The organism is Microcoleus sp. ARI1-B5 (assembly GCF_036705795.1).
Classification (GTDB): domain Bacteria; phylum Cyanobacteriota; class Cyanobacteriia; order Cyanobacteriales; family Microcoleaceae; genus Microcoleus.
Genome location: NZ_JAUBVK010000022.1, coordinates 54,064 through 79,280 on the forward strand (window position 1 = coordinate 54,064; position 25,217 = coordinate 79,280).

Annotated in this window: 25 protein-coding genes; 13 read left to right on the top strand and 12 right to left on the bottom strand. The window is 46.5% G+C overall.

Annotated features, from left to right (window positions below; all coding sequences use genetic code 11):
- Nucleotides 1-343 precede the first annotated feature (343 nt).
- The 3 genes from QUB63_RS25420 (at nucleotide 344) to QUB63_RS25430 (ending at nucleotide 4,946) form a co-directional block, all read left to right on the top strand.
- Nucleotides 344-2,626, top strand: a complete 2,283-nt coding sequence (locus QUB63_RS25420) for a serine/threonine phosphatase (protein WP_332948118.1) — start codon at nucleotides 344-346, stop codon at nucleotides 2,624-2,626.
- 7 nt (nucleotides 2,627-2,633) lie between these two features.
- Nucleotides 2,634-2,777: a hypothetical protein gene (locus tag QUB63_RS25425; protein ID WP_332948119.1), complete on the top strand. Its 144-nt coding sequence runs from the start codon at nucleotides 2,634-2,636 to the stop codon at nucleotides 2,775-2,777.
- 927 nt (nucleotides 2,778-3,704) lie between these two features.
- Nucleotides 3,705-4,946, top strand: coding sequence for a protein kinase domain-containing protein (locus tag QUB63_RS25430; protein WP_332948120.1), 1,242 nt, complete (start codon nucleotides 3,705-3,707; stop codon nucleotides 4,944-4,946).
- Nucleotides 4,947-5,302: 356 nt separating this feature from the next.
- On the opposite strand, the gene QUB63_RS25435 is transcribed toward QUB63_RS25430, so the two are convergent.
- Entirely contained in the window at nucleotides 5,303-5,521 is a 219-nt protein-coding gene (locus tag QUB63_RS25435; RefSeq protein WP_006631282.1) for a DUF4327 family protein, read from the bottom strand.
- A gap of 646 nt (nucleotides 5,522-6,167) precedes the next feature.
- Between QUB63_RS25435 and QUB63_RS25440 the strand changes: the two genes are divergently transcribed.
- Nucleotides 6,168-7,148 carry an aspartate carbamoyltransferase catalytic subunit gene (locus QUB63_RS25440; protein ID WP_332948123.1) on the top strand — a complete coding sequence of 327 codons (981 nt, stop codon included), beginning with the start codon at nucleotides 6,168-6,170 and terminating at the stop codon, nucleotides 7,146-7,148.
- Nucleotides 7,149-7,285: 137 nt separating this feature from the next.
- Here the strand turns inward: QUB63_RS25440 and QUB63_RS25445 are convergent, their stop codons facing one another.
- Complete coding sequence (locus QUB63_RS25445) at nucleotides 7,286-7,660, bottom strand: SH3 domain-containing protein (RefSeq protein ID WP_332948125.1); 375 nt, start codon at nucleotides 7,658-7,660, stop codon at nucleotides 7,286-7,288.
- Nucleotides 7,661-7,995: 335 nt separating this feature from the next.
- Here QUB63_RS25445 and QUB63_RS25450 point away from each other — a divergent pair, with 335 nt between their 5' ends.
- The 4 genes from QUB63_RS25450 (at nucleotide 7,996) to QUB63_RS25465 (ending at nucleotide 10,558) form a co-directional block, all read left to right on the top strand.
- Nucleotides 7,996-8,178: a hypothetical protein gene (locus QUB63_RS25450; protein ID WP_332948127.1), complete on the top strand. Its 183-nt coding sequence runs from the start codon at nucleotides 7,996-7,998 to the stop codon at nucleotides 8,176-8,178.
- A 94-nt stretch (nucleotides 8,179-8,272) separates the two neighbouring features.
- Nucleotides 8,273-8,764 (top strand): molybdenum cofactor biosynthesis protein MoaE, encoded by a 492-nt coding sequence (locus QUB63_RS25455; protein WP_332948128.1) that lies wholly within the window; start codon nucleotides 8,273-8,275, stop codon nucleotides 8,762-8,764.
- Nucleotides 8,765-9,015: 251 nt separating this feature from the next.
- On the top strand, nucleotides 9,016-9,675 hold the full coding sequence (locus tag QUB63_RS25460) for a sigma-70 family RNA polymerase sigma factor (protein WP_332948186.1): 660 nt from the start codon (nucleotides 9,016-9,018) through the stop codon (nucleotides 9,673-9,675).
- A gap of 280 nt (nucleotides 9,676-9,955) precedes the next feature.
- Nucleotides 9,956-10,558, top strand: coding sequence for an anti-sigma factor family protein (locus QUB63_RS25465; protein ID WP_332948129.1), 603 nt, complete (start codon nucleotides 9,956-9,958; stop codon nucleotides 10,556-10,558).
- A 165-nt stretch (nucleotides 10,559-10,723) separates the two neighbouring features.
- Here QUB63_RS25465 and QUB63_RS25470 read toward each other — a convergent pair whose 3' ends face one another.
- Nucleotides 10,724-11,023, bottom strand: coding sequence for a ribbon-helix-helix domain-containing protein (locus QUB63_RS25470; RefSeq protein WP_332948187.1), 300 nt, complete (start codon nucleotides 11,021-11,023; stop codon nucleotides 10,724-10,726).
- Nucleotides 11,024-11,701: 678 nt separating this feature from the next.
- On the opposite strand from QUB63_RS25470, the gene QUB63_RS25475 reads away from it, so the two are divergent.
- Nucleotides 11,702-12,277: an ATP-binding protein gene (locus QUB63_RS25475; protein WP_332948130.1), complete on the top strand. Its 576-nt coding sequence runs from the start codon at nucleotides 11,702-11,704 to the stop codon at nucleotides 12,275-12,277.
- A gap of 626 nt (nucleotides 12,278-12,903) precedes the next feature.
- Here the strand turns inward: QUB63_RS25475 and QUB63_RS25480 are convergent.
- Together QUB63_RS25480 and QUB63_RS35160 are read right to left on the bottom strand one after the other, a co-directional pair.
- On the bottom strand, nucleotides 12,904-13,551 hold the full coding sequence (locus QUB63_RS25480) for a formylglycine-generating enzyme family protein (protein WP_442921858.1): 648 nt from the start codon (nucleotides 13,549-13,551) through the stop codon (nucleotides 12,904-12,906).
- A gap of 1 nt (nucleotide 13,552) precedes the next feature.
- Entirely contained in the window at nucleotides 13,553-14,506 is a 954-nt protein-coding gene (locus QUB63_RS35160; protein ID WP_442921857.1) for a hypothetical protein, read from the bottom strand.
- A gap of 268 nt (nucleotides 14,507-14,774) precedes the next feature.
- Here QUB63_RS35160 and QUB63_RS25485 point away from each other — a divergent pair, with 268 nt between their 5' ends.
- Nucleotides 14,775-15,362, top strand: a complete 588-nt coding sequence (locus QUB63_RS25485) for an ATP-binding protein (RefSeq protein WP_332948131.1) — start codon at nucleotides 14,775-14,777, stop codon at nucleotides 15,360-15,362.
- 374 nt (nucleotides 15,363-15,736) lie between these two features.
- Nucleotides 15,737-16,456 carry a response regulator transcription factor gene (locus QUB63_RS25490; RefSeq protein ID WP_332948132.1) on the top strand — a complete coding sequence of 240 codons (720 nt, stop codon included), beginning with the start codon at nucleotides 15,737-15,739 and terminating at the stop codon, nucleotides 16,454-16,456.
- A gap of 20 nt (nucleotides 16,457-16,476) precedes the next feature.
- Here QUB63_RS25490 and QUB63_RS25495 read toward each other — a convergent pair whose 3' ends face one another.
- Nucleotides 16,477-16,881, bottom strand: a complete 405-nt coding sequence (locus QUB63_RS25495) for a gamma-glutamylcyclotransferase family protein (protein ID WP_332948134.1) — start codon at nucleotides 16,879-16,881, stop codon at nucleotides 16,477-16,479.
- Between the two features lie 116 nt (nucleotides 16,882-16,997).
- Between QUB63_RS25495 and QUB63_RS25500 the strand changes: the two genes are divergently transcribed.
- Complete coding sequence (locus QUB63_RS25500) at nucleotides 16,998-17,591, top strand: glyoxalase-like domain protein (protein WP_332948135.1); 594 nt, start codon at nucleotides 16,998-17,000, stop codon at nucleotides 17,589-17,591.
- Between the two features lie 169 nt (nucleotides 17,592-17,760).
- On the opposite strand, the gene QUB63_RS25505 is transcribed toward QUB63_RS25500, so the two are convergent.
- From QUB63_RS25505 to QUB63_RS25520, 4 genes are all read right to left on the bottom strand, one after another.
- A complete protein-coding gene (locus QUB63_RS25505; RefSeq protein ID WP_332948136.1) occupies nucleotides 17,761-19,038 on the bottom strand; it encodes a bifunctional sterol desaturase/short chain dehydrogenase in 1,278 nt (425 codons plus the stop codon).
- A 195-nt stretch (nucleotides 19,039-19,233) separates the two neighbouring features.
- Nucleotides 19,234-19,860 carry a restriction endonuclease subunit R gene (locus tag QUB63_RS25510; RefSeq protein ID WP_332948137.1) on the bottom strand — a complete coding sequence of 209 codons (627 nt, stop codon included), beginning with the start codon at nucleotides 19,858-19,860 and terminating at the stop codon, nucleotides 19,234-19,236.
- A gap of 11 nt (nucleotides 19,861-19,871) precedes the next feature.
- Nucleotides 19,872-20,453, bottom strand: a complete 582-nt coding sequence (locus tag QUB63_RS25515; RefSeq protein ID WP_332948138.1) for a restriction endonuclease subunit R — start codon at nucleotides 20,451-20,453, stop codon at nucleotides 19,872-19,874.
- A 147-nt stretch (nucleotides 20,454-20,600) separates the two neighbouring features.
- On the bottom strand, nucleotides 20,601-21,497 hold the full coding sequence (locus tag QUB63_RS25520; protein WP_332948139.1) for a polysaccharide deacetylase family protein: 897 nt from the start codon (nucleotides 21,495-21,497) through the stop codon (nucleotides 20,601-20,603).
- Nucleotides 21,498-21,598: 101 nt separating this feature from the next.
- On the opposite strand from QUB63_RS25520, the gene QUB63_RS25525 reads away from it, so the two are divergent.
- Nucleotides 21,599-22,303 (top strand): Uma2 family endonuclease, encoded by a 705-nt coding sequence (locus QUB63_RS25525; protein ID WP_332948141.1) that lies wholly within the window; start codon nucleotides 21,599-21,601, stop codon nucleotides 22,301-22,303.
- A gap of 35 nt (nucleotides 22,304-22,338) precedes the next feature.
- Here the strand turns inward: QUB63_RS25525 and QUB63_RS25530 are convergent, their stop codons facing one another.
- Both QUB63_RS25530 and psb27 read right to left on the bottom strand, forming a co-directional pair.
- Entirely contained in the window at nucleotides 22,339-23,988 is a 1,650-nt protein-coding gene (locus tag QUB63_RS25530) for a family 10 glycosylhydrolase (RefSeq protein WP_332948142.1), read from the bottom strand.
- A gap of 573 nt (nucleotides 23,989-24,561) precedes the next feature.
- A complete protein-coding gene (psb27, locus tag QUB63_RS25535; protein WP_332948143.1) occupies nucleotides 24,562-24,996 on the bottom strand; it encodes a photosystem II protein Psb27 in 435 nt (144 codons plus the stop codon).
- Nucleotides 24,997-25,217 lie beyond the last annotated feature (221 nt).

The following is a 25,217-nucleotide window of genomic DNA, read 5'->3' on the forward strand; positions in this document are numbered from 1 at the left end:
CTCTCTTGTGGAAATTATCTGCGTTAATCCGCGTTAAGGAGCGGTTTCCTCGAAGTGCATCAAAGATTTAGGCAATTCAAGTCTATTGTATATTTCAATCCCCTCTCCCCCTCTCCCCCTCTCCCCCTCTCCCCCTCTCCGGGTCTATTCCTGAAACCGGTGCAACATCTCAGTTCTAAGAAATATCTTAGTTCTGAATTGATGCCGATAAAATAGGGCATAGGGCAATGAGAGTTATCCGTTGCGAGTCACGCCCAAAACTCATAACTCATAACTCACCACCCCAAACCCGAAACTCCCCCACCGCTTTCACTCGATCGCACATCTCCCATTTAAAACCCCTATGCTCCTCTGTCCCCGCTGCCAATTTGAAAATCCCAATCTAAACAAGTTTTGTCAACAGTGCGGAAATTCGCTAATTTACAAACCTTGCCACCAATGCGGCGCCGAAGTCGCCGTTAGCGCCGCATTATGTCACAATTGCGGAGTCACAACAGGTCAAGTGTGGCGGGCAGTTATCTGCGGTCGATCGAACTTTCCAGCAGTCGGGCTAGGCCAGTCAACCATACCCCCAGCCGAGTTTGCACAAAAAACCGACAATTTTCCAGCAACCGCATCAGCCCAAAACTCTCCCGAACCGATCGCAGACGGCATTAAAACCGAAATCACCGCCGACGCACTCCCAGCCACAGCCGCACCAACTCCTCCACAGCCCGATGCCGCCGAATTCAACAGCCCAGAAATAGACAGTGTGGTTGGCGTGGGGGCGATCGCACACCATACCTTTCAAACAGACCAAAAAAGCTCTAACACAGCACCAGACGGCGAAATAACCCTATCTGAAAACAATTTCACAACCGCACCACAGCCAGAAACCGACAGCCCCGAGGGCGCATCTCCCCAATCCCCAGAAATCCCCGTCCCCTATTCAGAATATTTAATTTCTTCCCAGCCCGCAGGAGCTTATTTAGACAGCCAGCAGCGTTACCAGCTCCTAGAAACCCTGCCCGCGAGAAAACCCTCCGACACAGTAGCAGTAACAGTATTAGACTGTCAGCCGCTGCAAATGTCACCCCTCAAAGCAATGCTAGCAGCCAACTCTGCCAGCGTCGCCAAACGCACCTCCCCCTACACCGCAGCCATCAACAGCGGAGAAAATTCGACCAATTGGGCCTTAGCAGAGCTTTGCCAAGGCATAGCTGAACCTTATCTGGCACTGCGGTGGCAATTCTCTCACAACCTGCCAGTCATTCACGATAGCTGGTCAGACAACCAACAGGCAGTGCTGCTGCTAGAAGACTGCTCCCAATGGCCGCTGCTGGTAGAACGGTGGAGTCAACCCGAAACCTCCATCCAGCAAATTGTCTACTGGCTGCACGAAATGACCGAACTGTGGGCCGCCCTGGAACCCTGGCGCTGCCGGCAAAGCTTGTTGGAACTGACAAATTTGCGGGTCAACCCCGAGTCTTCCTTTTCCTTTGCCTCTTTGCGGCTGCAATACCTCTATCCCGAACCCGCCGGCTCAAACCTGCAACTGGTAGATTTGGGGCAACTGTGGCAGGCGATATTTAACCAGTCCGATCGCACTCAGTTTGGCGCCTTGCTCGAACTGCTGCAACAAATGTACAGAGGCGAGATTAGCACCATAGAAGAATTGCGATCGCGCCTAGAAACCGTTCCCCTCGAACTCCAACCCGCACCTCCACCAACCTCAACCTCAACCTCAACCCCCACCCGCTTCCAAAATGGCATCCCCGACAACTCGCCCCCCGAAGTTGTTGGCGAAGTCTTAACCCAGCCCATGCCAGTCCAGATTTACAGTTTAGAAGACGCAGGCCTCACCGATGTCGGTCGATCGCGCGAGCACAACGAAGACTTCTTCAGCATCTGGACTCAGATCAACAAACTCGAAACCTCCTTCGGTCGCATCTTTCAAACCAAAGGGCTTTACATTCTCTGCGACGGCATGGGCGGACACGACAGCGGAGAAGTAGCCAGTCAATTAGCCGCTGAAACCCTCAGAGAATTCTTTCAAACCAGTTGGGAAAATCAACTGCCCGAGGCAGACACCATCCGCCAGGGAGTGCTCCTAGCCAACAAAGCCATCTTTGAAATCAATCAAAAGGACCGCCGCTCCGGCAGCGGCCGCATGGGTACAACCCTAGTCTCCGTCTTAGTTCAAGACACCAAATTCGCCGTTGCTCACGTCGGCGACAGCCGCCTCTACCGACTCCGAAAGGGACAAGCCCTAGAAAAAATCACCTCAGACCACGAAGTAGGGCAGCGCGAAATTAAGCGCGGCGTTGACGCGGAAACTGCTTATTCCCGTCCCGATGCCTATCAACTAACTCAAGCCATCGGCCCGCGAGACGGTAATTTTCTCAAGCCAGACGTGCAGTTTTTAGACTTGTGCGAAGATACTTTATTGATTTTGGCCTCCGACGGCCTGACAGATAATGATTTGTTGGAAACTCACTGGCAGAGCACTCTCGAACCCTTGTTCAATCCCCAAGCTAATCTCGACCAGGGAGTTGCTGAGTTGATTGAACTGGGCAACAAACGCAACGGTCACGACAATATCACGGCAATTATCATTCGGGCGCAGGTAGGCGCATTTCGATTTTAGAATTTGGATGCTGCCAACTTTTTCAAAGGCGATCGCCAGCAGCGCCAGATTTAAACCTGCAATTGTTAAAGGTTCGCCAACAGCAACGGCAGTTTCCGCTCCCAGGCTTGACTTTCTGCCCTCTTACCTAAATTTTGATTTAATTAAGTAGGTGCTTGCCACAAAAGTGCGATCGAGTTATCAGCAATCCTCCCCAAAGTCTTTTTCCCAAAACAAGATATGACTATCATCTTTATGCAATTTTTGAGCGAAAGAAGTGCTTTAATAAAGATTGTATGAACCTCAGAGCTAAAGTTAGTGAAATCCTATGTATTTTCCCTGGTGCAACCGATCGATTTCCCGTAAATTTACGGTTAAATGGTGCAACATATATCGTTATTAGTTACTCGTTCCACCGCCAGCTATGGCAGTTTGCCCTCGGCTCAACGATTTTCCAGCCCGCAATGGGACGATCGCACTTCTATAGTTATTAGCAGATAGCACGGGTCATGCTATGGGAGTGCGATCGCACTTCTCTAGCAACATCTAATATCAAATCCGTTGCATCCGAATAATATCGAGCGCGCTCATCTGACGCGATCGAGCTGTGCCAAACCAGAGCGATGCACTCGGAAAATTAGGATTCCGATCCCAGCGGAAGCAATATGAAACTAATGTTATAAAAGAATGCAGACAGTCTTTTTCCCACCCTTACTCTTAACGACTATCTGTAGCATTTGTTATTGAACAGTCCTGGACGTAGAAACCGGGTTTCTTAACGCAGTTGTCTCATTTGACCCACCCAAAAACGGGTACAAGTGCCCGACTTCAGTCGTGGCTATCCCAAAATTTTCGACTCAAGTTCAAGCTCCGGTGATTCACGGCGCTGCAAGTCAATCTAAAATCTAAAAGCTAAAATCTAAAATCGACTGACCTTGAGGTTTGTCACTAGAAACCAGGTTTAAGAGACTCCCGAGTGCGTCAGTCCTATTGAAATTGAGATGAGACTGTCTGTACTCGCACCCCGCTTCAAAACCAATTGTAATTGCCACTTTCCGCCCCACTCCCAAATCATGGAGATTCCTCAAATCAATCTAAAATGCTGCTGACTCTTTTAGATCCAGAAAAAAATACCCCCCTGCAACAGTGGAGTTTCGAGAACGAGTCCATTGTCCGCATCGGCCGCTCTCCAGAAAATCACGTTGTGATCCCCAATGCTCTAGTGTCGCGGGAACACGTGGAACTGCAAAGAGTTAAAAGTGGTGCTGACCATCAGTGGTACTTAGTCAATTCCGGGACAAATGGCACTTTTGTTAACGGTATTCTCATGTCTCAGGGTTGGATATCCGACGGTGATCTGATCCAATTGGCGCGGGGCGGCCCAACTTTGCAGTTCCAAGTTGTCAGTATTCAACTCGGCGGCAAAATTGAGGCGATCCCTACCTTCAGCCCCGCCGTCCCGAGGTGTACCCACGCGGGAAACCCGCCGGGGAATTTATTCTGCATCCACTGCGGCGAACCGATTAAAGTCGATCGCACAGTGCGTCACTACCAAGTGCTGCGAACTTTGGGCCAAGGCGGTATGGGGACAACGACTTTAGCCTGGGATCGAGACAAAGCAAAAGCTCAAAAACCCGGAAGTTCTCCCGCAGCTTCTCTGGTAGTCCTCAAGGAAATGAATGCTGACATGGCTCAAATAGTCAAAGCTCAAGAACTGTTTGAACGTGAAGCTAAGACCCTGAAAGCGCTTCACCATCCGGGTATTCCTCAGTTTTTTGACTTTTTTGTCGAAGGGGGCAAAAAATACTTGGTGATGGAAATGCTCCACGGCGAGGATTTAGAAAAACGCATCTACAACCGCGGGCCTGTTGCTCCCCAACAGGCGATCGAGTGGATGATCCAAACCTGCGAGGTTTTGGACTACATTCACTCTCAAAAACCCCCGATCGTCCACCGGGATATTAAACCTGCTAATTTGCTAGTGCGCCACCGGGACAATCGCATTACTGTGCTGGATTTTGGCGCCGTTAAAGAAATCGGCACTCCTCCGGGCACTCGCATCGGGGTTGAAGGCTACACCGCACCAGAACAAGACCGGGGACAGCCTCTGGCGCAGTCGGATTTATATGCTATTGGGCCGACTTTGATTTTTTTGCTGACGGCCCAAAGCCCTCAAAAGTTTTACGGGAAAATCGCTCGCGGTTACGGGTTTAAGCTGGAAAATATTCCGACGATCGCACCCAAGCTGCGGGAGACCATTTTGCGCACCACAGCAGCTAAACCAGGGGATCGCTTTCAAACTGCTCAACAATTAGCTCGAGCTTTAGCAGCTTGTCTTTAAGAGAAGTCATTAGTCCTGCCGTCAGTAGTCAGTAGTCAGTAGTCAGTAGTCAGACGGAAGACTTTGGTGTCTGGCAGAAATTAAAAGCCGATCGGCTAAATTCTCTAAATAAATTTTCCGTGGCTAACTTCTTCCCTCTTCCTCTTCCCTCGGCCCTCTTCCTAGTGACACCATTTTAAAAAAAGAATGCAACTGCTTTGCCCCTGTGCCAAACCCTTAGTTCATCAGTCATTCCCAATTATTTAATCGAAAATCCCCAATCGAAAATTGTATGACGAATGACGAATGACAGCGGACTTTTTCCTTCTGACTAACGACTAATGACTAATGACTGCTGACTACTGACTACTCCTATGTTATTCCTCGTCCCAAGCTTCTACAGCTATCAACTCGCTCACGGGGTCTTGCATCGAAAAATCAAACTCTAGGAGTTGCTGTTTCCAGTAAGGCCATTCGTCCCCATAAAGCAGAGCAATTTTCCAAATGCTGTCTGTCGGCTTGATAATGTCAGACGTGACGAGAGAATGCACCTGACGCTGGAACTTAACCATCGGCTGTATAACCTGCTGGCTCATAATACCTCTTGAATTGTTTAAATCTTGTGTAATAACCACTTCCCAGCTCTCACTTTTTACCGCAGTTTCGCCAAGAACAGTCTCGCCAAGATACGTGTAGATTTTTGTCGGGAAGCTACATATTCAACTTGTATCTTAACACAGTTCGTTTTGACAAGGGGCTATAAGCAGGACTGAAGAGTCAACACGGACTTCAAAGAATTAATCATCTTTAGAGTGTCCCGCTATATGCTGTCGATCGGCAGTGGGAGCTTGGCCGCCTCAATTGTTTCAACATCATAGTGGCAGATGCAAGGGATGCGTTCGGCTTGTTTTTGACAAGGCTGAGTTTGGGAGAAACTGCAACTACTGCTCGAACGCTGCCGAAAGCTTAATTTCCGCTTTCGGGCGCGTAAACCACCCCTGTTTTACCTTTGACGCTGGCGAAAGCTGTGAGAGTGGGGTCTGAGTTACATGAACTAATTATAGCTTTACTAACCGCAAAGGTGGTCAAAAATTGTTGGATACTGTTGATCGCAACCCCGCGACTGTCGATCGAACATTCTACCTGGCCCGACGCGGCCGCGCAGGCAAGTTCCCAACCTTTCGGCAGTTCTGATTCAGTAAATCTAAAATCTAAAATCTAAAATCTAAAATCTAAAATTCTATGACTTGGACAAGGCGACACATTCTCACTCTGGCTGATTTTACCTCCGACGAATACGACACGGTGCTGCAAACTGCTGCCAGTTTTCGGGAGGTGCTCGGCCGCCGCACCAAGAAAGTGCCCGCCCTGCAGGGTCAAGTGGTCGCGAATTTGTTTTTTGAACCTTCTACCCGGACTCGCAACAGTTTTGAGTTGGCGGCGAAGCGGCTGTCGGCGGATACCCTAAATTTTACACCGGGAAGTTCTTCTCTGACGAAGGGGGAGACTATTCTGGATACGGCTAAGACTTATCTGGCGATGGGAACCGATTTGATGGTGATCCGCCACGAACAAGCTGGAGTGCCGAGCACAATTGCTTCGTCCATGGATCGCTTGGGTTCGAGAGTCAGCGTTCTCAATGCTGGAGACGGGCAGCACGAACACCCGTCGCAAGGTTTGCTAGACTTATTTACTATTTGTTCTCTGTTAGATGCCGAACGCCCGCGGCTGTCTCTGTTAGCGGGCAAAAAAATTGCTGTGGTGGGGGATATCTTGCATTCGCGGGTGGCGAGGTCTAATATTTGGAGTTTAACGGCTTCCGGGGCTGAGGTTCATTTGGCCGGGCCGCCGACTTTGCTGCCGCTGTTGTTTGCTGAGTGCGGCGATGTTCGTGAAGGTAAGTTATTTTTGCACTGGCAGCTTGAACCTGCTTTGGCCGATGCTGATTTTGTGATGACTTTGCGGCTGCAAAAGGAACGGATGAGCCAGCATTTGCTGCCGAGTTTACGAGAGTATCATTTTTTGTATGGGGTGACGCGCGATCGGCTGAAACTCTGCAAGCCGGATGTGAAGGTGTTGCACCCGGGCCCGGTTAACCGCGGCGTGGAAATTAGCTCGGATTTGATGGACGATCCCCAATTTAGCCTGATTTCTCAGCAAGTTACCAGCGGCGTGGCGGTGCGGATGGCCTTACTGTATCTGATCGGCGGCGGTAAAGTTTAGGTTGTTAGCTGTGAGTTATTAATTTCGGACTTTCGATGATTTTCAGCATCCGGCGCCTCTTTAAAATAATCGTTACCAAGCTGAGCCTGGTAACGATTACAACTCTTGCTAGAAATGTAAATTGATCTAGTTAAGAATTAGTCGATCCAAGCAGTTGAAACCCAGCCGCCGTCTGCAAGTTCTGCCCAGCCGTGTCTGTAACGACCGCTCAATTTCACATTGTCTCCATTGTATAACTTGCCGATGACATGAGAACACCGACTGGCCCGGTGGCGGATATTCAGCCGGCCGCCGTTGGTGGCAACTTCGCCGTAGCTGTGATGGCGGTGACCGCCGCAGTGCTTCTTGTAGCAACCTGCCTGCGCTTCGCCACTGACACTCAGAACAGACAGCGCTACTGCCATACCTGCAACGCCTACCACTGCCGATTTAGGAATTTTCAATTCCAGTTGGAGTTCGGACTCTGGAGATTCATAAGCAACAAAAGAGTGGCTCAATGCTAGTGCTTCCATAGTTTCCTCGTGATTGTTGTTAACATTTGTTGGTGCAGACTCAGGTCAAGACCTCGATTAACAGCCCAAACCATTAACGTATGTGTCAGAAAAGGCACAAGAGGGCGTTACTGTCTTGCTTTTGCTGGGTATTCGTTTGCTTTGCCTGAATCCTGCACAGGTATATCATGTCATTTAAGTAGCTTTCTGGAGCAAAAAATAAATAAAGTTTACATTTTCTGCTGAAAATTGGGGCGGCGGCGATCGGCTTGAGGGTCGAATTAAACTTAACTGTGTCATTCAAAAGGGAACGCAGTCATCGCTTTGAGTTTGAGATGGCTTGCAGCGAGTTGGCCATGATACTGCTTATTTTGGTGTGCTTACTGATTGAGTTGCTACAGCCCGATCGACATTTATTCGATCGCACAAATCTCCTGCTCATCTTCAACGAGCGTCTTAATTTTGTTCGTGGGAGACATATTTTAGTCGCTCGCACTGCTACAGCCGTTCGGGGCGATAGACATCTTGCTAAAGATTGACCTTTGTGTATCCATGACAACAATGCAAGATCGATCGCTCAGGACTTGATTTGTGTCAAGATCGATCGAGTTCTCCAGCACCTGTTCTTTCGCAATGAACTCTTTTTCTGCACTTTCGATCGGCACAATACCTCAACGCAATACTAAAGACAGTTTTGCCATTACTTTAGCTCCTTTATCTGTAGAGGAAATCTATACTTTGGTAGATGATGCCGCGAACGGAGCCGTAGTAATGATGAGCGGTACAGTCCGCAACCAAACAGACGGTCAAGCTGTAGTTTCCCTAGAATATCAAGCCTACGAACCGATGGCCGTGCGAGTATTCCAGCAAATCGCTACGGAAATCCGCCGCCAGTGGGCCGATGTCAATCGGGTCGCCATTCACCACCGCGTCGGACACTTGCAGGTGGGGGAAATCAGCGTATTGGTGGCTGTTGGCTGTCCTCACCGAGGGGAGGCGTTTGCAGCTTGCCAGTACGCCATAGATACGCTCAAACACAATGTACCGATTTGGAAAAAGGAACATTGGGCCGACGGTTCTAGTAGTTGGGTTAGTATTGGAGCGTGCGAAGTTGTCGGGCATTAGTCAGTCGATTTTACATTTTCCATTTTTCGATTTACTCGCCGTCATGAATCTAGGAGCAGGAACTTGGGCGTTGCCCGGAAAGCTGGTCGAAGAATCTAAAATTTTTGGTACTCCACTCAAGGCCCTGCGGGGGCTTGTATCCGTTTTCAGGGGGGGTCATTGACTCTACGATCGCAGTTTCCGAGTGCAGGAACCAATCGCGATCGGCCAGCGTCAACAACTGTGGAATGTTCGATGAGCCAATTCCACCCATGAGCGAATTTATTTCCGTGTCCTGGTCTGCGGTTGTGGCGACCGTTCAAAGAGTGCAATTGCCAGCCGAAAAACTCTCTAATTATGACTTGGTGTTGCGGTGTCAGGAAGGAAATCGACCTGAGGGCACTGCTTTTGCAGAACTGTTGAAGCGGTATCAGTCGCACGTAGACAGGGTTCTGTATCACTTGGCCCCTGACTGGCAAGACCGAGCAGACTTGGCTCAGGAAGTCTGGATTCGAGTCTACCGCAATGTTAACCGCTTGCAAGAGCCTGTTAAATTTCGGGGCTGGTTGAGCCGCATCGCCACTAATTTGTTTTACGATGAGTTGCGCAAGCGCAAGCGGGTGCGAACTCCGCTGTCGCTGGACGTACCCCGTGCTCTGGAGGATGGGGAGATTGATTGGGAACTTCCGGCCGACAGTCCGGGGCCTGATGAAGATTTGACGACTAGAGAATTTTACGACCAGTTGCGATCGGCGATCGCCGATTTGCCGGAAGTATTCCGCACGACAATTGTGTTGAGAGAAATTGAAGGTTTAGCATATGAGGAAATAGCGGAAATGACCGGAGTTTCTCTGGGAACGGTCAAGTCGAGAATTGCGAGAGCTCGCCAAAGGTTGCAGTTGCAATTGCAAAAATATCTCGACGGTCATTAGCAAGAGTGATTTCTGAGGCGGGTCAGTTGATTTGAGATTTTCCATTTTTCGATTTGAGATTTACTTGCAGGGCAGAGAATCTACGAGCCGGAACAAAAGTCTAAAATTAGGGGTTCTCCACGACAGAAGTCAGGGGCTTGTATCCGTTGTTGGGCGTGGTTAAGAAGATTTGGTGAAGTTTGCTGTGACATCAAAACTTCTATTTTACAATATAAATAAGCAGTAAATCATTCAGATAGCGATCGGGTGCTTCCCCTAATTTGAGCAAGTGGTGTGAAATATGAATTATAACTTTGAATCGGATAAAAATCAGAATCAGCAAGGTCTCGGGGATTCGCTGCCCCAAACTCAAGCTAACAACAGTTATCCCCTGGGGAATGTAACTACTATGATGCGCGATCGTTTTGAATTGCTGAGTGCCTACATCGACGGCGAAGTGACGGCAGCAGAACGCCGGCAAGTTGAGGAATGGCTGACAAATGACCCCACTACGAAGCGTTTGTACTCGCGACTGATGGTTATGCAGCAAGGTTTTCAGTCAATGCCGGTGCCTGGTGCCGAACAATCTGCACAGGATTTGGCGGCGAAGGTATTGCAGCGGGTGGAACGCAAGACGAAACGGACTTGGGTTTTGGGTGGAGGTGCGATCGCAGCTTTGTTGATTGCGGCAGTGGCTGGTGTAGCTGGCGGCCGCCAATTGTTTGCTCCGCAGTTTGCTACATCCCCGGTTCCTGCTGAATCTGACGGTTTGATTGTGGCTTTGAACGAGCCTCTGGTGGAGATTGTTAATCCCAATGATTTGATGCTTGGGGTGAATGCACCGGTGATGGATATTCCGAAAGCTGTAGCAACCCCTCACAAGTCATTACCAAAAGCGCAGTAGGATTTCTGTTTTGAGCAATAACCGAAGTTACTAAGCTCCCTGAAAAAGGGGGCTTTTTGCATTGTTTCCCAGTTTTTTAAAGTGGATATATCCTTTGACAATCTCTCGGTTTCTAAGCATAAGATTCTCATCGCCACAAGGCTAAGATCTCCTCATAAAACAGGCTTAACTGTATTTTTCCTGCAATCTAGCTATAACTGTCTCCCCATCAATTCCTTCGCCGCGTTCAAGCTGAGCTATTCCAGCAGCTACTTTTGGACGAGTTTTCTCCACCCATTCTTGATAACGATCGCTCTGTGGGTGTTGGCTGCTATCTGCCAGTAGTTCCAAGGCCGCAGCAATTACCTCATCTACAGAAGAATATTTGCCGCTTTTGACTTGCGCTTCAATGAATTGATTGCGGTCAGATTTTAGAGTAATGTGCAGGATCTTTACTTCTCTAGTCCTGGACGCACGGGTGGTCAGAAACCGGGTTTTTTTACTAAAATCCTTCGTTGTAGCCTACAGATTAGGTAAAAAACCCGGTTTCGAGGAGTCTTAATGCGATCGCGAACTGTTCTAATAACTTTTGGCCACTATATCATTTCTACTGGCTCTCAAGTGTAAAGGTGAAGGGGAGGGCGATCGATCGCAATTAAGCTCGATGGCAAACGCCTCCAAGTTGGCAGCGAGAGGCCGTCGGCATAGGGCCCGGCCTCTGCCCTATCCCTATGCGCGATCGGGCTCTAATATTTGACTAGCTTCTATCAGCCATCTGGGGTCTTCTATCGTCCATCCCCTCTCTCTTCTAGCTTCCCTAATTTTTATTAGTCCCTTCTGAGAGGATCTGAGGGTCATGATTGTATAATTTACTTGTTTATTTGTCAATGTCAGTTTTCGCTCAGTTTAGCGATCGCAAACTGAGTTTGTCAAGACGCGATCGACCAAGAGACAATGATAAGGACAACAACGGGAGCATCCCCATTTCGTAAAAACCGTTCGTTTTTTGTGCTTGAGTGCGATCGTCCCCCACAGCTAAGCCTGTATATGCCCAATTGGCTCTATATTTCCAGGGATCGAGATGTTCGCACTCCAGTCAAAGAAAGCCACTCCTTTTTTAACTAAAAAATTACCCATTAAATAATGACAAAGGATAGCAACCAAATGACAGATAACATGGATGAACTTCCGTCAGGTGGGATAGGCATAAAAGTCCTTGGCAAAATAGCCGATGAGCTAAGCTACACCCCCACTTCTGACAGTCGAAACTGTTTGTTCCTGATGAAACATTATCAGCCCCAAGACAGCACTCAAGCTAGTGGTGTTAAACGACCGATAGATGTTTTAAATAAATGGTTTCAAAAACAACGAGATACCGAATCCGAGGCCAGTTCAAACCAGCCCATTCAAAAAATTAGCCTTACAAGTAATTCTGATATCAAGGCGGTTGCTAAAGTTTTATCTTGGGTGGATCAATTAGAGGAGCTACCGATTCCAGAAGCAGTTTTTCACCAATGGAGACTTGCCACAATAGAAGGATTTACAAATGCTGTTCGCCATGCTCACAAAGACCTACCATTAGCAACTCCAATCGAGCTAGAAATAACAGTATTTCCAGCTCGCCTAGAAATCAAAATTTGGGATTATGGGAAGCCCTTTGACTTAGAAGCAAAATTGCAAGGAGAATTGGCAGAAACAAGTCCGTTTAGCTGGAACGAGCTGGGATTTACTCTTCGCTAACATGACTGTACGCACGGGTGACCAGAAACCGGGTTTTTTACGAAAAGATGCCTTGTAACCTGCATAGTAAGGAAAAAACCCGGTTTCTTTGGTCTATGCCTAAGTCCTAAATTTACCCAGAAAAAAGTTTTTTCTCATGACCTTTGAATTTCAAAGGTGGTACCCGCCAGGGACTTGCATCCGTGGAATCAATCCCAAATCTTCAACGCTCATCCTGGCGTCCCCCGGATTGCATCTGTGGGGTCAATCCCAAATCTAAAATCTAAAATCTAAAATCGCATGACTGCTAATGCACATGGGGAGACTGCTTCAGCATTGTTTGAATAATTATAGCTCGATACAGTTTAGTTAACGTTGTCATTGTGAGGGACGAAGCAAACAAGAGTGTCTATTTTTCACAGCCTTTTATGTCCGAAAGAGTCTTAAATCAAGCGTATTGGTCTATCTGTTAATAAACATTGTGTTAGAACTATACGTCGGTACAAATTTGATTAAATTCGCAATTAGTAAATTGCAGACATGGGTTCGCAGACATCCATCAAACCCAGAAACAATCTCATAAACTCGCCCTCTCTTTGCCATGATTTACATCAACATCCTAGCACAAATTCACGGTACATTTTTATTTAAGTCCACGCAGCCACACACACAACCCGAAAACCGAGGACGTTGAAGTCGATGTCGGGCGCATCGTAGTAGCGAAAAGCAGAGCGACAAAGCCACGGACTGAGGAACCACGAACCCCCGCGCAGCATTCGAGCTTGGTTATCGTCATTGGTATTGACTAATAAATCAATACAGTTTTGATAACGACGATCGTGACAACTATCATCCCAGACCGTACCATCAGTAGGTGCACCTTGATAGCGATCGTGCCAAGGGTCAGCACACCACTCCCAGACGTTGGCGTGCATATCGTAGAGTCCAAAGGCATTCGCGGCCCCAAAGCTACCTACAGGCGTTGTTTGTTGGCGATAAATTCCTTTAGGCCCTTGACCGTAGGAACCCGACCACTTGTTATCTTTATCATCTGTACCGTCATAATTTGCTAAATCTGTCGTAATCGTTTCCCCAAAATGAAAAGGTGTTGTTGTCCCGGCCCGACAAGCATATTCCCATTCTGCCTCGCTAGGAAGACGATAGCTTCTACCTATTTTTTGAGATAATCTGGCACAAAATTCGACGGCATGATACCAAGAAATGTTTTCTACGGGTTGGTTTTCACCATTGAAGCGAGATGGGTCGGGGTCGAGGTTATAGTGGATTTTGGGCAATTCAGCTACTGCTTGCCACTGTGCTTGAGTAATCGGGTATTTTCCCAGGAAAAAAAGGTTTGATTGTCACCTGATGTTGAGGTTGTTCATGTTCATAGTTGTATGCTTCAGTTTTAGGCGACCCCATGATGAATCTACCCCTAGGGATGTAAACCATTTCTAGCTTGGTGTCATAGCCTAAGTCTTCGGTAAAGTAAGAAGCATTTTTGGTTTCGCGTTGGATAATTTTACCTTGAGGATTAACCATGACAGTTTCAAAAGTGAAAGTTTCAGCCGGGATAGGACGGGAAGGTAAAGTAACTTCCACTCCAGCAACGATCGCAAATTCTCCTATTTTGGGTAAGCTATCAAACAACCGAGTTGCTGCTATGCGATCGCCTAGTGCTGTTTGCTTCATTGCCTGTGCTAGAGTCAACAAAGGTTGAAAATCAGCTCGCAAAGGCTCAGCTAAAGTTTCTACTAGCGATGACTTCTGCAACCATTGAGCAAGATTTGGCTGTTGCAGTAATTGATTCAGAGTCTCAGTTAATTGTTTGGCTGCTTGACCCGGTTCTACGTAGGCTAAAGCTGTCCAATACTGCGCTTGTTTTAACCCGCTAATCTTTGAGTGAAAATTGCGCTTGACATACTTGAGTAAAAATTCCGATAGTTCGCGCAAACGCTGCTGACTCAAAGGTTTTAAAAGTACCTTGCGAACGGTGCTATCCATTTCATATAGTTCTTCATCAACTTGGCTGCACAAACCAGACAATAGCAAATCAGAAACTGCAATCCAAGGCACTTGTAATTTTGGTTTAAAAGGGTAATCTCGCAAGCGATAAAGCAAGTCAGGTGTCAAGGCTGCATGACAAGCGAATTCCAGATGAGTTTCAGTAAAACGATTTCTGAAAGCTTGAATGCGCTTAATAGCCTCTTGTTCTTTTAAGTCATTTCCTGTTGCTGTAAATTCGCTCATTGCAGCACCTCGATCGCTTCTTGGAAGCCTGCACTATCTGCGGTAAACATTTTTAGAGTTTCAAATTTAGCAATTTCCGTAAATCGGTATCAGTCTTATAAATTTCATCAATTAAAACAATCTTCCGATCGCACTTTCCAACCCATTACTACATATCCTCCAGTTTGTCAACGATCTGCTTACAAGTGATTTTTTAGCGATCTTTTACATAGTCGATAAAAGTTGGGAGAGTTGAACTACAAGACTACAAGCCATAAGGATAGCAAAAATGAGAGATAGATTTTTTGATGAACCGTCACTTGGGATAGGTATAAAACTAATTGGGAAAATAGCTGATGAGCTTAGTTATACCTACACTTCTGACCGCCGCAACAAGTTGACAATTGTCAAATATTTTCAGCCTGTACTACCTCAACATAGCACTCAAGCTGGTGGTTTGAAGCGATCGAGCGATGTTTTGAGCATCTTTAACTGGCCCAAAGAGCAAATGACTAGCCAATCCGATCGCAATTCTCACCAGCTACTGCAAAAAATTACCCTTCAACTCAATAGTGATGTTGCTACTGTTAGTCAAGTTTTGTGGTGGGTGGAGCAGTTAGATAATCTAGCAATTCCCGAAACAGTTTTGCAGCTTTCCAGACTTGCGGTGGTCGAAGGGTTTATCCTTGCCGTTCACCATCACAAAAATATGCCATCAGACACTTCGATCGATCTTTCGATTGCGGTATTTAACGAACGTCTTGAAATCCAAATTTGGGATTGGGGAAAGCCTTTTAACTTCAAGGCGAAGTTGAACGAAGAGTTGAAAAAAAAAGATCCGTTCGGTTTGAAAGCTCTGGAATTTGCGAGCGAGTAAAGCAGTTCTGTAATTGCCTGCTTTCAATTGATAATAATCTGTAGTTTGCAGTGTGCGATCGATGAACTTAGCCCTAACCCGAAAGACCGGCGGGGGTTTAAACCCCCGCCTCATAGCGAAAGTCCTCTTCAGAGGACTAAAGAATTATTAGATATAATCTGGATTTGCTAACCTCTTTTTGTAATTGTTCGCTGTGCTTCGCAATCGCATAGGTTCTGGCAATAACCGAGGATTCATAAAAGGGCAAATAACCCGGATTTTGTATTAGTCCTCTTCAGAGGACTTGCGCTTTGAGACAGGGGTTTAAACCCCTGTCGGACTGTCGGACTGTGAAATTCACCTTAAGTTAACAACACCAAATAAACTTTTTCGTGATGACTGCTAATACTGTTCCCAAGATTCTTGTTGTGGATGATGACCCACCCATCCGCAATCTAATTCATCGCTTTTTGAATCAGAAATATCAAGTACATTCGGCCGCAGATGGCGAGACTGCTTTAGCATTGTTTGAGGAATTCAAGCCGATGCTAGTAATTCTCGATTGGAATTTGCCGGATACTACTGGGTATCAACTTTGTCAGGAAATGCAGCGCCGTACTAATGTTTTTGTGGTCGTGGTTAGCAGCCGCACAGACGAAGCCGATCGCCTGAAAGTTCTGTCCGCAGGTGCTGATGATTATATCTGCAAACCATTTGGTCTGGCCCAGTTGGCAATTCGGATCGAAGTTGTGTTGAGACGCATGAGGCCTGTGACTCCATCTCGGATTGTATTCGATCGATTTGCGATCGATCCAGCGCGTCGGGAAGCAACACTCAACGACACAGTTATCAAGTTAACAGCCTGGGAATTTAATATCTTGTATTTTTTGGCAAGTCATTCCGGTCAATCTTGGAGTCGCCAACAGCTAATCGAAAAAATCGGGGGGTGGAAGTGCGACGAGACAGGAGAAAAGCAAGTTGTTAGCGTGCATATCGGTCAGATTCGCAAGAAAATGATTCAAGTTGATGCTACGGGATCGCAGTTTATTAAAACTATTCGGGGTTACGGTTACAGGTTCGAGTCGCCTTCGCCCACTGCAATGGCAATTTCCTAAGCTCATCGGCATTAACCACCTTATTTGGTGAAAAACCTATTTTCCCACCTGCCGTGGGGCAGCCAGATGCCTCCTAGGGAACGAACGCGATCGGGTAACATGAAGTAAGCCCAAGCCGTGCCTAAAGGTTTGAGGTGTCGATCGCAAATTTCGATTTCTTCCCGCTGATATTCGTTTTGTGTCGGTTCCCGCAGCGGGTGATAGTCTTCAAGTCGGTCTAAATCGTCCAAAATAGCGGAATTTGCGAAACAAAGGAGAAAACCGCAGACGATGCCCTCTCCGGCCACCATTGCAGGATAGCCGATCGGCAGCGCAAAAAGTTGACCGCGGGCGATCGCGGGCAAAGCATCCACAACCTTTCCCTCGCAGTAGCGCAGATAGTTGCACTCCCCCGGTTTGAGAGTGCCGTAGACAAAGACTTTCATCTGGCGCGGGCCTAACCGCTAGTTTTTGCTATATTAGATGCCTAATAGTTTAAGTCTCGCGGGCGATCGCGACCGCAATCTTGATAAATTTCGTTGTTTACCCTTTCTTATAATTCATGACTCTAGCAGTTAGTTTTATTGCTTTTGGACTTGGGCCTTTGTACTTGAGCTCTTTTTTGCCCTCCCTGGACGGCCTATTTTCGACTCAAGGGATCATGGTGATGCTGCTGGCCGCCTATGCGGGGGCGATGTGGATGTTTCTCACCAGTGCTCCGAAGGTACACACGGTGATGGTATCGGATCTCGCACAAGCCAGGGAGTTCTATGAAGGTATGCTAAACCTGCCCGTAGCAGAAGTGCCGCTGCATTACTACTACAATTACGAGCAAACTTTGGGGACAACTGGTATCGATCCGCTGTATTTGTCGCCGAATGTCGGCAGGGGAACGAGCTCTCAAACGATGGGGAGTCCCGAGGGTTTGTGGTATCAGTTGATGAAAAATACCCAACTGCACATTATTAGCGGCGCTGGCGTAGGCGAAAAAAATCGCGAACGTCATGTTTGTTTCGATCGCGATTGTTTGGATCAGCTATTAATGAGGGTGCAAACTCGCGGCATTAGTTATAAAATTCGCCGGGAAAAGCCGCTTAATTTTTTGGTTAAGGATTATGACGGCCGCGTGATTGAAATGGCTGAGGTTAGTAATTAGATAAGAGTCGAAACTCGGCGGTTGAAACCAGGTTTACACAAAGGAAGTCCGCCGGACGCCGACTGAAGAAAAGAAGGTAAATTTAACCGCCTATCTTCAACCCGCAGAGGCGGGTTTTGCCTGTGTCGCCGCGTTTTCCAACCGCCCAGTCTTCTGCGTTTCTTCTTTGTCAATTAATCTTGGCTTCAACGCTGGATTTTTCCGATGTCGCCGCTGCTTTAATCTCTGCAACTGTCTTGCGGCTGAAGAGTTGGAAATACAGAGAAACAAAGAATTCTTTGACTGGGAAAACAATCAAAGTCAAAGGATTGATTGTCACGATGATATTGCGGACATCAGCTTTAGCTTGTTTGACAATTTGCTGCGCTACCCAGTCGGGAGACATAATGCCGATCGGGTTTAAGTTACTTTTGAACGGCCCTAAAATCAGTTTGCGCACGATACATGGTGCATCCAGCCTGCGCAGGGTGACTAAATCTCCCAGGGCGCGTTTGCTGAGTTCGTACAGGGGACTGACAGCGGGAATCACTTCTGCTTCGGAAGTGTTGATCCAGACTTCTTTGCAAGCTATATTTTCGTTAGTGCGGACTGTTAAGAAAAACAGTTCCATCAGCCGCCACGCGGAAAAAGTGTTAATTTCGTATGAATTTGCGATCGCCTCTGGTGTTCTTTCTTTCTGTACGTTAATCCCGTGATTGATGACGAGAATATCGATTTTTTCTAACAATTTGGCTAAATCTGCCTCTTGGCCGGCTTGCCAAGTTACGGTTTTTACAGGCAAAATCTCGCCGTCTACATTCACAGTAATTTCCTCATTTCCAGAGGAGAGGGCGATAACTTTTGCACCAGCTTTGTGCAGGTGTTTGAGAAGCAAACGCCCTAAAGTTCCCGAGGCGCCGGTGACGGCGACAGTTTTGCCTTTGAGAGAAAGTGCTGTACCCATAAGTTTATCTATTAAGGTGAAAGTACCGCAATAGTAAGCATTTTGATTGTCGAAGTGGTGCCGCCAGTGATAAGGTTTATTCACGAACCAGTTGCCGGGGATAGTTTGGAAGTCTCCGGGTTGGTGGGTGATGTCGGTTAACTCGTCTGCGCCTTTGATGCCGATCGCGCGGGCGATCGCACTCAACAAAAAGCTTAAAGTATAAATACAACCGGCTGCTGCGCCCCAGTGATATTCCGGCACCCAAAAATAAGCTAAAATCCACAGCAACAAGCCCAAAACCATCATCGCCGCAGCTTCGGGCACGTCGTGACGCCAGTGTGCTTGCTTGTAAATTGTCTCGCTGACGGGGGTCAAATTCGGGCGGAAAACGCGGTGATGCCAATTGTGCAGCTTTTGCAGGGGCGGCACATAATGAGACGCGACGTGATAAAAGTCTCGGATGATTTCTGCCCAAAAGACAGAAGCTATTGCTACAGTGCCGACGATCCAGTAATTTACCATGCTCGCATAATTTATAAATTTGAGATATTATATCATGTCCGGTTAATTACCATCATAAAAACCGTTTGTAGTGAGGACTTTAGTCCTCATAATCAGAGGACTAAAGTCCTCACTACAAACCAATTTGATTGTTTTTTTTTGATACGATCTGAGATATTGTCATTTTTAAATGATAACTCAAAATAATTTTTATGGCTAGTGTGGCAATTGACTCAGCCGTTTTAAAATCTGCAAAACGCGGTACAGTTCATTGCCGGAATTGGAAATAACAAATTCAGCAGATCGGGCATACTGTGGATTTTCCCCTCTGACTAACTTGACAAAAATGAAGTTAGCCCCTGTGGCAATCATCCCAAAAGTCGGAGTTTGGGGATGGGGATTTACCAGCATATCTGTCAGGAGTTGGGCAAGTGCTGCGTCAGTTGAAAACGCAAGTTGTTTGGATTCCATTACTGTCACCCAAAAGTTGTCTTTCATAATCAGAATATCTATTCTGCATTCGATGATTCTGCCTTCGTCTTCTTCTTCAATCGCGATAGACTTTTCAGCTTTGAATTGAAAAGGAGACTCGTACAGACCAGCAATAAATAGAATGGGGCTGATAATTGTCAGCTTGACTGCATTTTCCAACACGGGCGGGGAGTCTACTAAGTTGTAGTAGATTTCTTGAACGCGATCGAGCAATTGTTTTTCTATGTGAGTTACTTCGGGCAACTTTTCTTGCCATTCTGGGAAGAAATCAGCTTGACGCACTCGCTGCAAGCCAAAGTTATCGATTAAATAGCGGAGGTTGATGTCTCTTGCTTGAAGTTTTTGTACCATGATTTACTATTTTAAGCGAGTTGACTCAGGCGTTTAAATATCTGCAAAACACTGTACAGTTCATTATCGCGTCGGCGAATTGAAAATTGCTCTGACAAAGCATAACGTGGAGTTTCCCCTCTGACTAACTTAATAAAAATAAAGTTGCCACCAGTAGTAATCATGCCAAAAGTAGGTTTTTCTGGATGAGGACTAGCCCACATATAAGCGAGGAGTTGTCCCAGCCCTTCCTCTATGGAAAAAGCTGCTTTTTTTGACTCAATTACCATTACCCAAAACTGGTCTTTTAAAAGTAAAATATCTAGTCGGCCTTCGATGATGACACCATCATCTTCTTCTTGAATTTGAATGGATTTTTCAGCTTTTACCTGAAAAGGAGACAGGTAAAAGCCTGCAATAAACAACAGCGGTCCGACTACTGACAGCTTAACTACATTTTCCAGTAAAGGTGGATAGGTAAGTAAATTGATAAATCCGGCTTTCAGCCGATCTAGCAATTGTTTTTCTAAATCGGTGATTTCTGGCAAGTCTTCTTGAAATTCTCTGAGAAATTGCTCATCTTCTGCTAGCTGAAGACCGAAGTTGTCTATCAAGTAGCGAATGTTTATATCTTTGGCTGCGAGTGTTTGTGTCCTTGTTGAATTTTTATATAACTATAATTCTATTATACTGCTATTTTTCTGAATTTTGGTATTTGTACAGGTAATTTTTTACATTTTATAAGTTGTGTGCAGCGCTATTTATTTAGGTTTTTGGTCGGCAGTTTGTTGTTTTTGGGATGCTTGCATTTGCAGCAATTGCGGCACGGTTACAAAACGGTATCCCTGCTGTTTGAGTTTGGGAATAATTGCCGACACGGCCTCGACTGTTTGCTGGCGATCGCCCCCGCCGTCGTGCAACAATACGATCGCCCCCGATGTCGCTCTTGACAGCACGCTGCGGGCGATCGCAGCCGCCGAAGGTTGCAAAAAGTCTTTAGGGTCGATCGACCACATGACAACTACATAATTTTTCTTTTTCGCGTAATCCGCGAAACCGTTATTTAAACGGCCGCCGGGGGGGCGAAACAACAAACTTTTCGCCCCAGTCGATCGATAAATATGAACGCCAGTATTATCAATTTCATCCGATGCTGTTTTTTCGTTAACATTGTGATAAAAGTGATGCCAAGTATGATTGCCGATCGCATTTCCGGCCTTTACTACTTGTTTGGCAATTTCTGGATTCTCTCGCAAATTTGCACCCAAACAGAAAAATGTAGCTACCGCGTTATGTTTCTGCAATATTTTTAATATTTGCAAAGTTTCCGCAGTTGGCCCATCGTCAAAAGTCAGGGCGATAACTTTTGAGTCGCTGATACTTGCTTTATAAACAATTTGGCTGCGAAATTGCGCCGGCGGTGCGAATACTAAAGGTTCTACGAGAGGTTTGGGAGACGGAGTTGGGGCGGGAGAAGGAAGTATTTGGGGTTTGGGCGGTTTCAGGAGGTTTGGCGGAGGATTGCCAAAAGGGGGGATTTGGGCTAACGAATTTGAATTCGCAGTTTTTAAGCGATGGGGAAAAAGTAAAATCAGGGCGATACAACCGATAATTATAGCGATTTTAAACCACGATCTTTTAGTAAATCTGGTATTCATTAACTGTACTATTTGCTGTTAACGATCTAATTATCGCTTACAACTTTACCTAAAATTAGTTAAAATCTAAGATACCGACGCATCACAACAGGAGAAAAGCCATGATTGCTCCGGCAAATCTCAGCCACATCACGATCCCCCCTTTAGAAAATGGCGATTTGCTTACCCGTGCCGAATTCGAGCGGCGCTATACCGCTATGCCAGCACTCAAAAAAGCAGAATTGATTGAAGGAATTGTTTATATGGCTTCACCCTTACGCTTTGAACCCCACGCCGAACCTCATGCCGATTTAATGGGCTGGCTGTGGACTTACAAAATTGCTACTCCAGGCGTGCGTCTGGGCGATAATCCCACCGTGCGTCTTGACGTAGATAACGAACCCCAACCCGATGCTGTACTGCTAATTGATGCTCAACGCGGCGGCCAAACTTGCCTTAGCGATGACGGATATATCGAAGGCGCACCCGAATTTGTTGCTGAAATTTCTGCAAGTACCGCTACGATCGATCTGCGCGACAAAAAGCGAGTTTACCGCCGCAATGGAGTCAAAGAATATCTGGTTTGGCAAGTAATGAATCGCCGGATCGATTGGTTTTCCTTGCAAGAAGAAGAATATATTTCTCTGCTACCCGATGCTGAAGGAATTATCCGCAGCCTTGTTTTTCCGGGATTGTGGCTGGCAGTTTCAGCGCTGATAAATGGAGATTTGCCAAGTGCGATCGCAACTCTTCAAGCCGGATTAAACAGTGACGCACATCAAGAGTTTGTCCAACAGTTAGCCACTTGCCAAAATCCCGTTTTGTAGAGACGCAATTTGCGGCGTCCCTACAAATAATTACACTACAACCGGCAAGTCTGCCGAGCCCTTTCATCCTCCGGTTCTTGCCACCCAAAAGAAAAATGGCTCACCGCATTAATTTGCGGCGTTGCAGAGCGAATTGCCCGCATTTGCACCTCCAAAGACGGCCGATTTTTCAGAGATTTCCCCCAATCTCCGGCAATAGCAGGAATGATTTTTGCTCCCGGAGGCGCTAAACTCACTACCCGCTGCACCTGCGGCACAATGCAGCTTACATCCCCGCAATTTCCGTAAGACATCGCGTGAAATTCCACCCCAGCCGGAAACCTGTCCCAAGGCTGCAATCTCGAATCAAATCCCCCTTGATTTATCTTTTGATTCCCATTAGGAAAAAACACTGCTCCTACAGGAATCCCCATCCTTTGAGCTGGTTGAGTTGCCATCCCTAAAAAATCTAAAATCCCTTGGACTGCATGAGCAACGCTCAGTTGCCAGAGGTCTTTTTGCAGAATGCCAGTATCGGGAAGCGGCGGCGTTGGTGTCGGTTTGGGCGTTGGAGTTGCAGGGTTTGGCGATTTTGTAGCGGGAGTGTTTGAAGCTGCTTTTGATGCGGCCTTCTGCCTTATAGAAGCTGGAGTTGCTATTGGTTTAGGGATCGGAATTCGCCCCTGCCAAAGAGGTTCTTGCTCGGTCGGATACTGTTTGACTACGGCTTGAACGTCATTAGTATTGATAAATCCTTTAGTCAAATATCGCTGAATTAAATCTCGCCCTTGCTGATTGTTAGCCCGCTGCAAAAGAACTTGCTGCGATGCTGGGCCGTAAATCCACAAGTCTTGAACTTTGGTAGCAACTGAAGCGGGTCCGACGCCCCGTAGATAGCGAATGTAGTCGAATAACATTCCTTGCGGCTTGCGCTTGACTATTTGATTTACTAACAAAGTATAGTCTTGCCTCGCTTGCGGGTTGTACGGATCGATAAAGGCTTGATTGCCCGGAACTTCTCCGAAGTCCTCGTTAATTGCTGCGTCTTCAATTACTGTTAAACTTGTCTGATTTTTACCGTTTATAGCGAGGGTTTGCTGTCTGTCGGAACGCTGAGAATAGGTATACCCAAAGTTCATGGTAAATAACCAGGCGTATACTTTTAAACCTCGCTGTTTGCCTTTGGCGATCGCCTTTTCCAGCAAGTCGTATTTCTCGTAGCCGGGATTTCTCAAAACAGAAGGCCAAGCAGTTGGATTGTCCGCGGCTGGGAGCAGCACTTGACCGTCATAAAACACTTCGACGTAGACTTGATTGTAGCCTTTATTGACAACTTTGTCTAATACGCGATCGATTTCTCCTGGCCTGACATCGCAGGGATACAAACGGAGCCAAACTGCTTGGGTTTGGGGCCAAGTTTTTTGGCGGCATTCTGCTATTTCCCGGGCGTGTTTGCTCAAAACGGCAAAATATGCTTGCTGGGATTCCGGTTTTCCTGACAGGGCGGCGCGGCGCAAGTCTTCTTTTTGATTTACTTGCTCTTTGGATAATTGGCAATAGGCTGATGTTTCGGCAAATGCTGGTTGATTTTCGATAAAGGGCAAAACAAGCTGGCTGATGAAGCTACTGGTTAAAACAGCAGTTACCGCACTTAAACAGCGTCGCTGGTGTTGAAAGTTCGCGATGCGAGTTGGTGCAATTTTCATGGGATAATTGAATCGGGTTTTCTAGTTTAAATTGGGTGGCGATCGCCGGATTGGCGATCGCGCAGACGCACATCTACAAAATTTCTACTTTTTTTTAGATTGACCCCGCCCAAAAACGGGTACAAGCCCCCGAATTAAGTTGTGGAGATCCCAAATTTTAGACCGAAGTTAAATCTCCCAGATTAATCTGTGGAGTCAATCTAAAATCTCAAATCTCAAATCTAAAATCGACTGACCTAGTTATGGCACAAGTCGATCGCACAATGCAAATTCTGTCTGGCGGCAATTTAGAGTCTGTGCGATAAAATAAGATTAGACGGGCGCGGTTGAAACCGCTGCTATACAAACGATGTCCGCTTTCGCGGACTAAAGAGTAAACGAGTAAAAAAGCCGGATTTGGTATCATATTCAGTTCAATGTTTCAGTATTTTTTCAGTAAATCCAGTAAAAAAAGCGCCTGGGTACACTGGGCGCTAAAAGCAGTTGATATTTCTACTAAAAATTGTTAACTCTCAAATGTCGAGGATGAAAGATGAATTCTTAAAATTTATCTTTTCTCCCAAAATTTTGAGATTAAGACCCTCTGTTGAGAGCAGATTCTACCTGCTGAAATTCTGACTCAAGACGCTTTTTCAACTTTTCAGGAACGGGACGGTTGGGATAGGAACTGTAATGTCCAGCCAAAGAGTTTAATGCCGTGCGCATTGTCGTGAAAGATGCCAGCTTGGTAAGAGCGGGATCGCGGCGGTATGCTGCGAAAAAATCATTGATACTTGTGCGAGCAGCGGCTTGAGCGGCTGCTTTTTCCGGTGCGCCATCTGGCAATGTGAGCGCTGTTCTCAAGCTGTTGACTAATGCTAATGTGTCTTTGCTGTAGTCTCCGCTGAGAGTGGCGGGAACATTGGTACAGCCTGCTACGCCGATGACAACAACTAATACCAGGGCTAACAGACGGGAAATGTAATGCTTCATAAGGGTTAGAACAATGGAAGCGAAAGCGGCAATCAAAATTAATCTTTATCCTATCTCGAATTGAGCTAATAATGTCAATTTTTCAAGATTTTTGCAGCGATACCATAAAACAGAAAATTTGTCAATCTCACGTAGATTGATATCATATCCGCTCGAACAGCCACAATCAAATTGGTTTGTAGTGAGGACTTTAGTCCTAGTTATGGATGCGGACTAAAGTCCTCACTACAAACTGTTTTTATTAGGGGTAAGTGAGC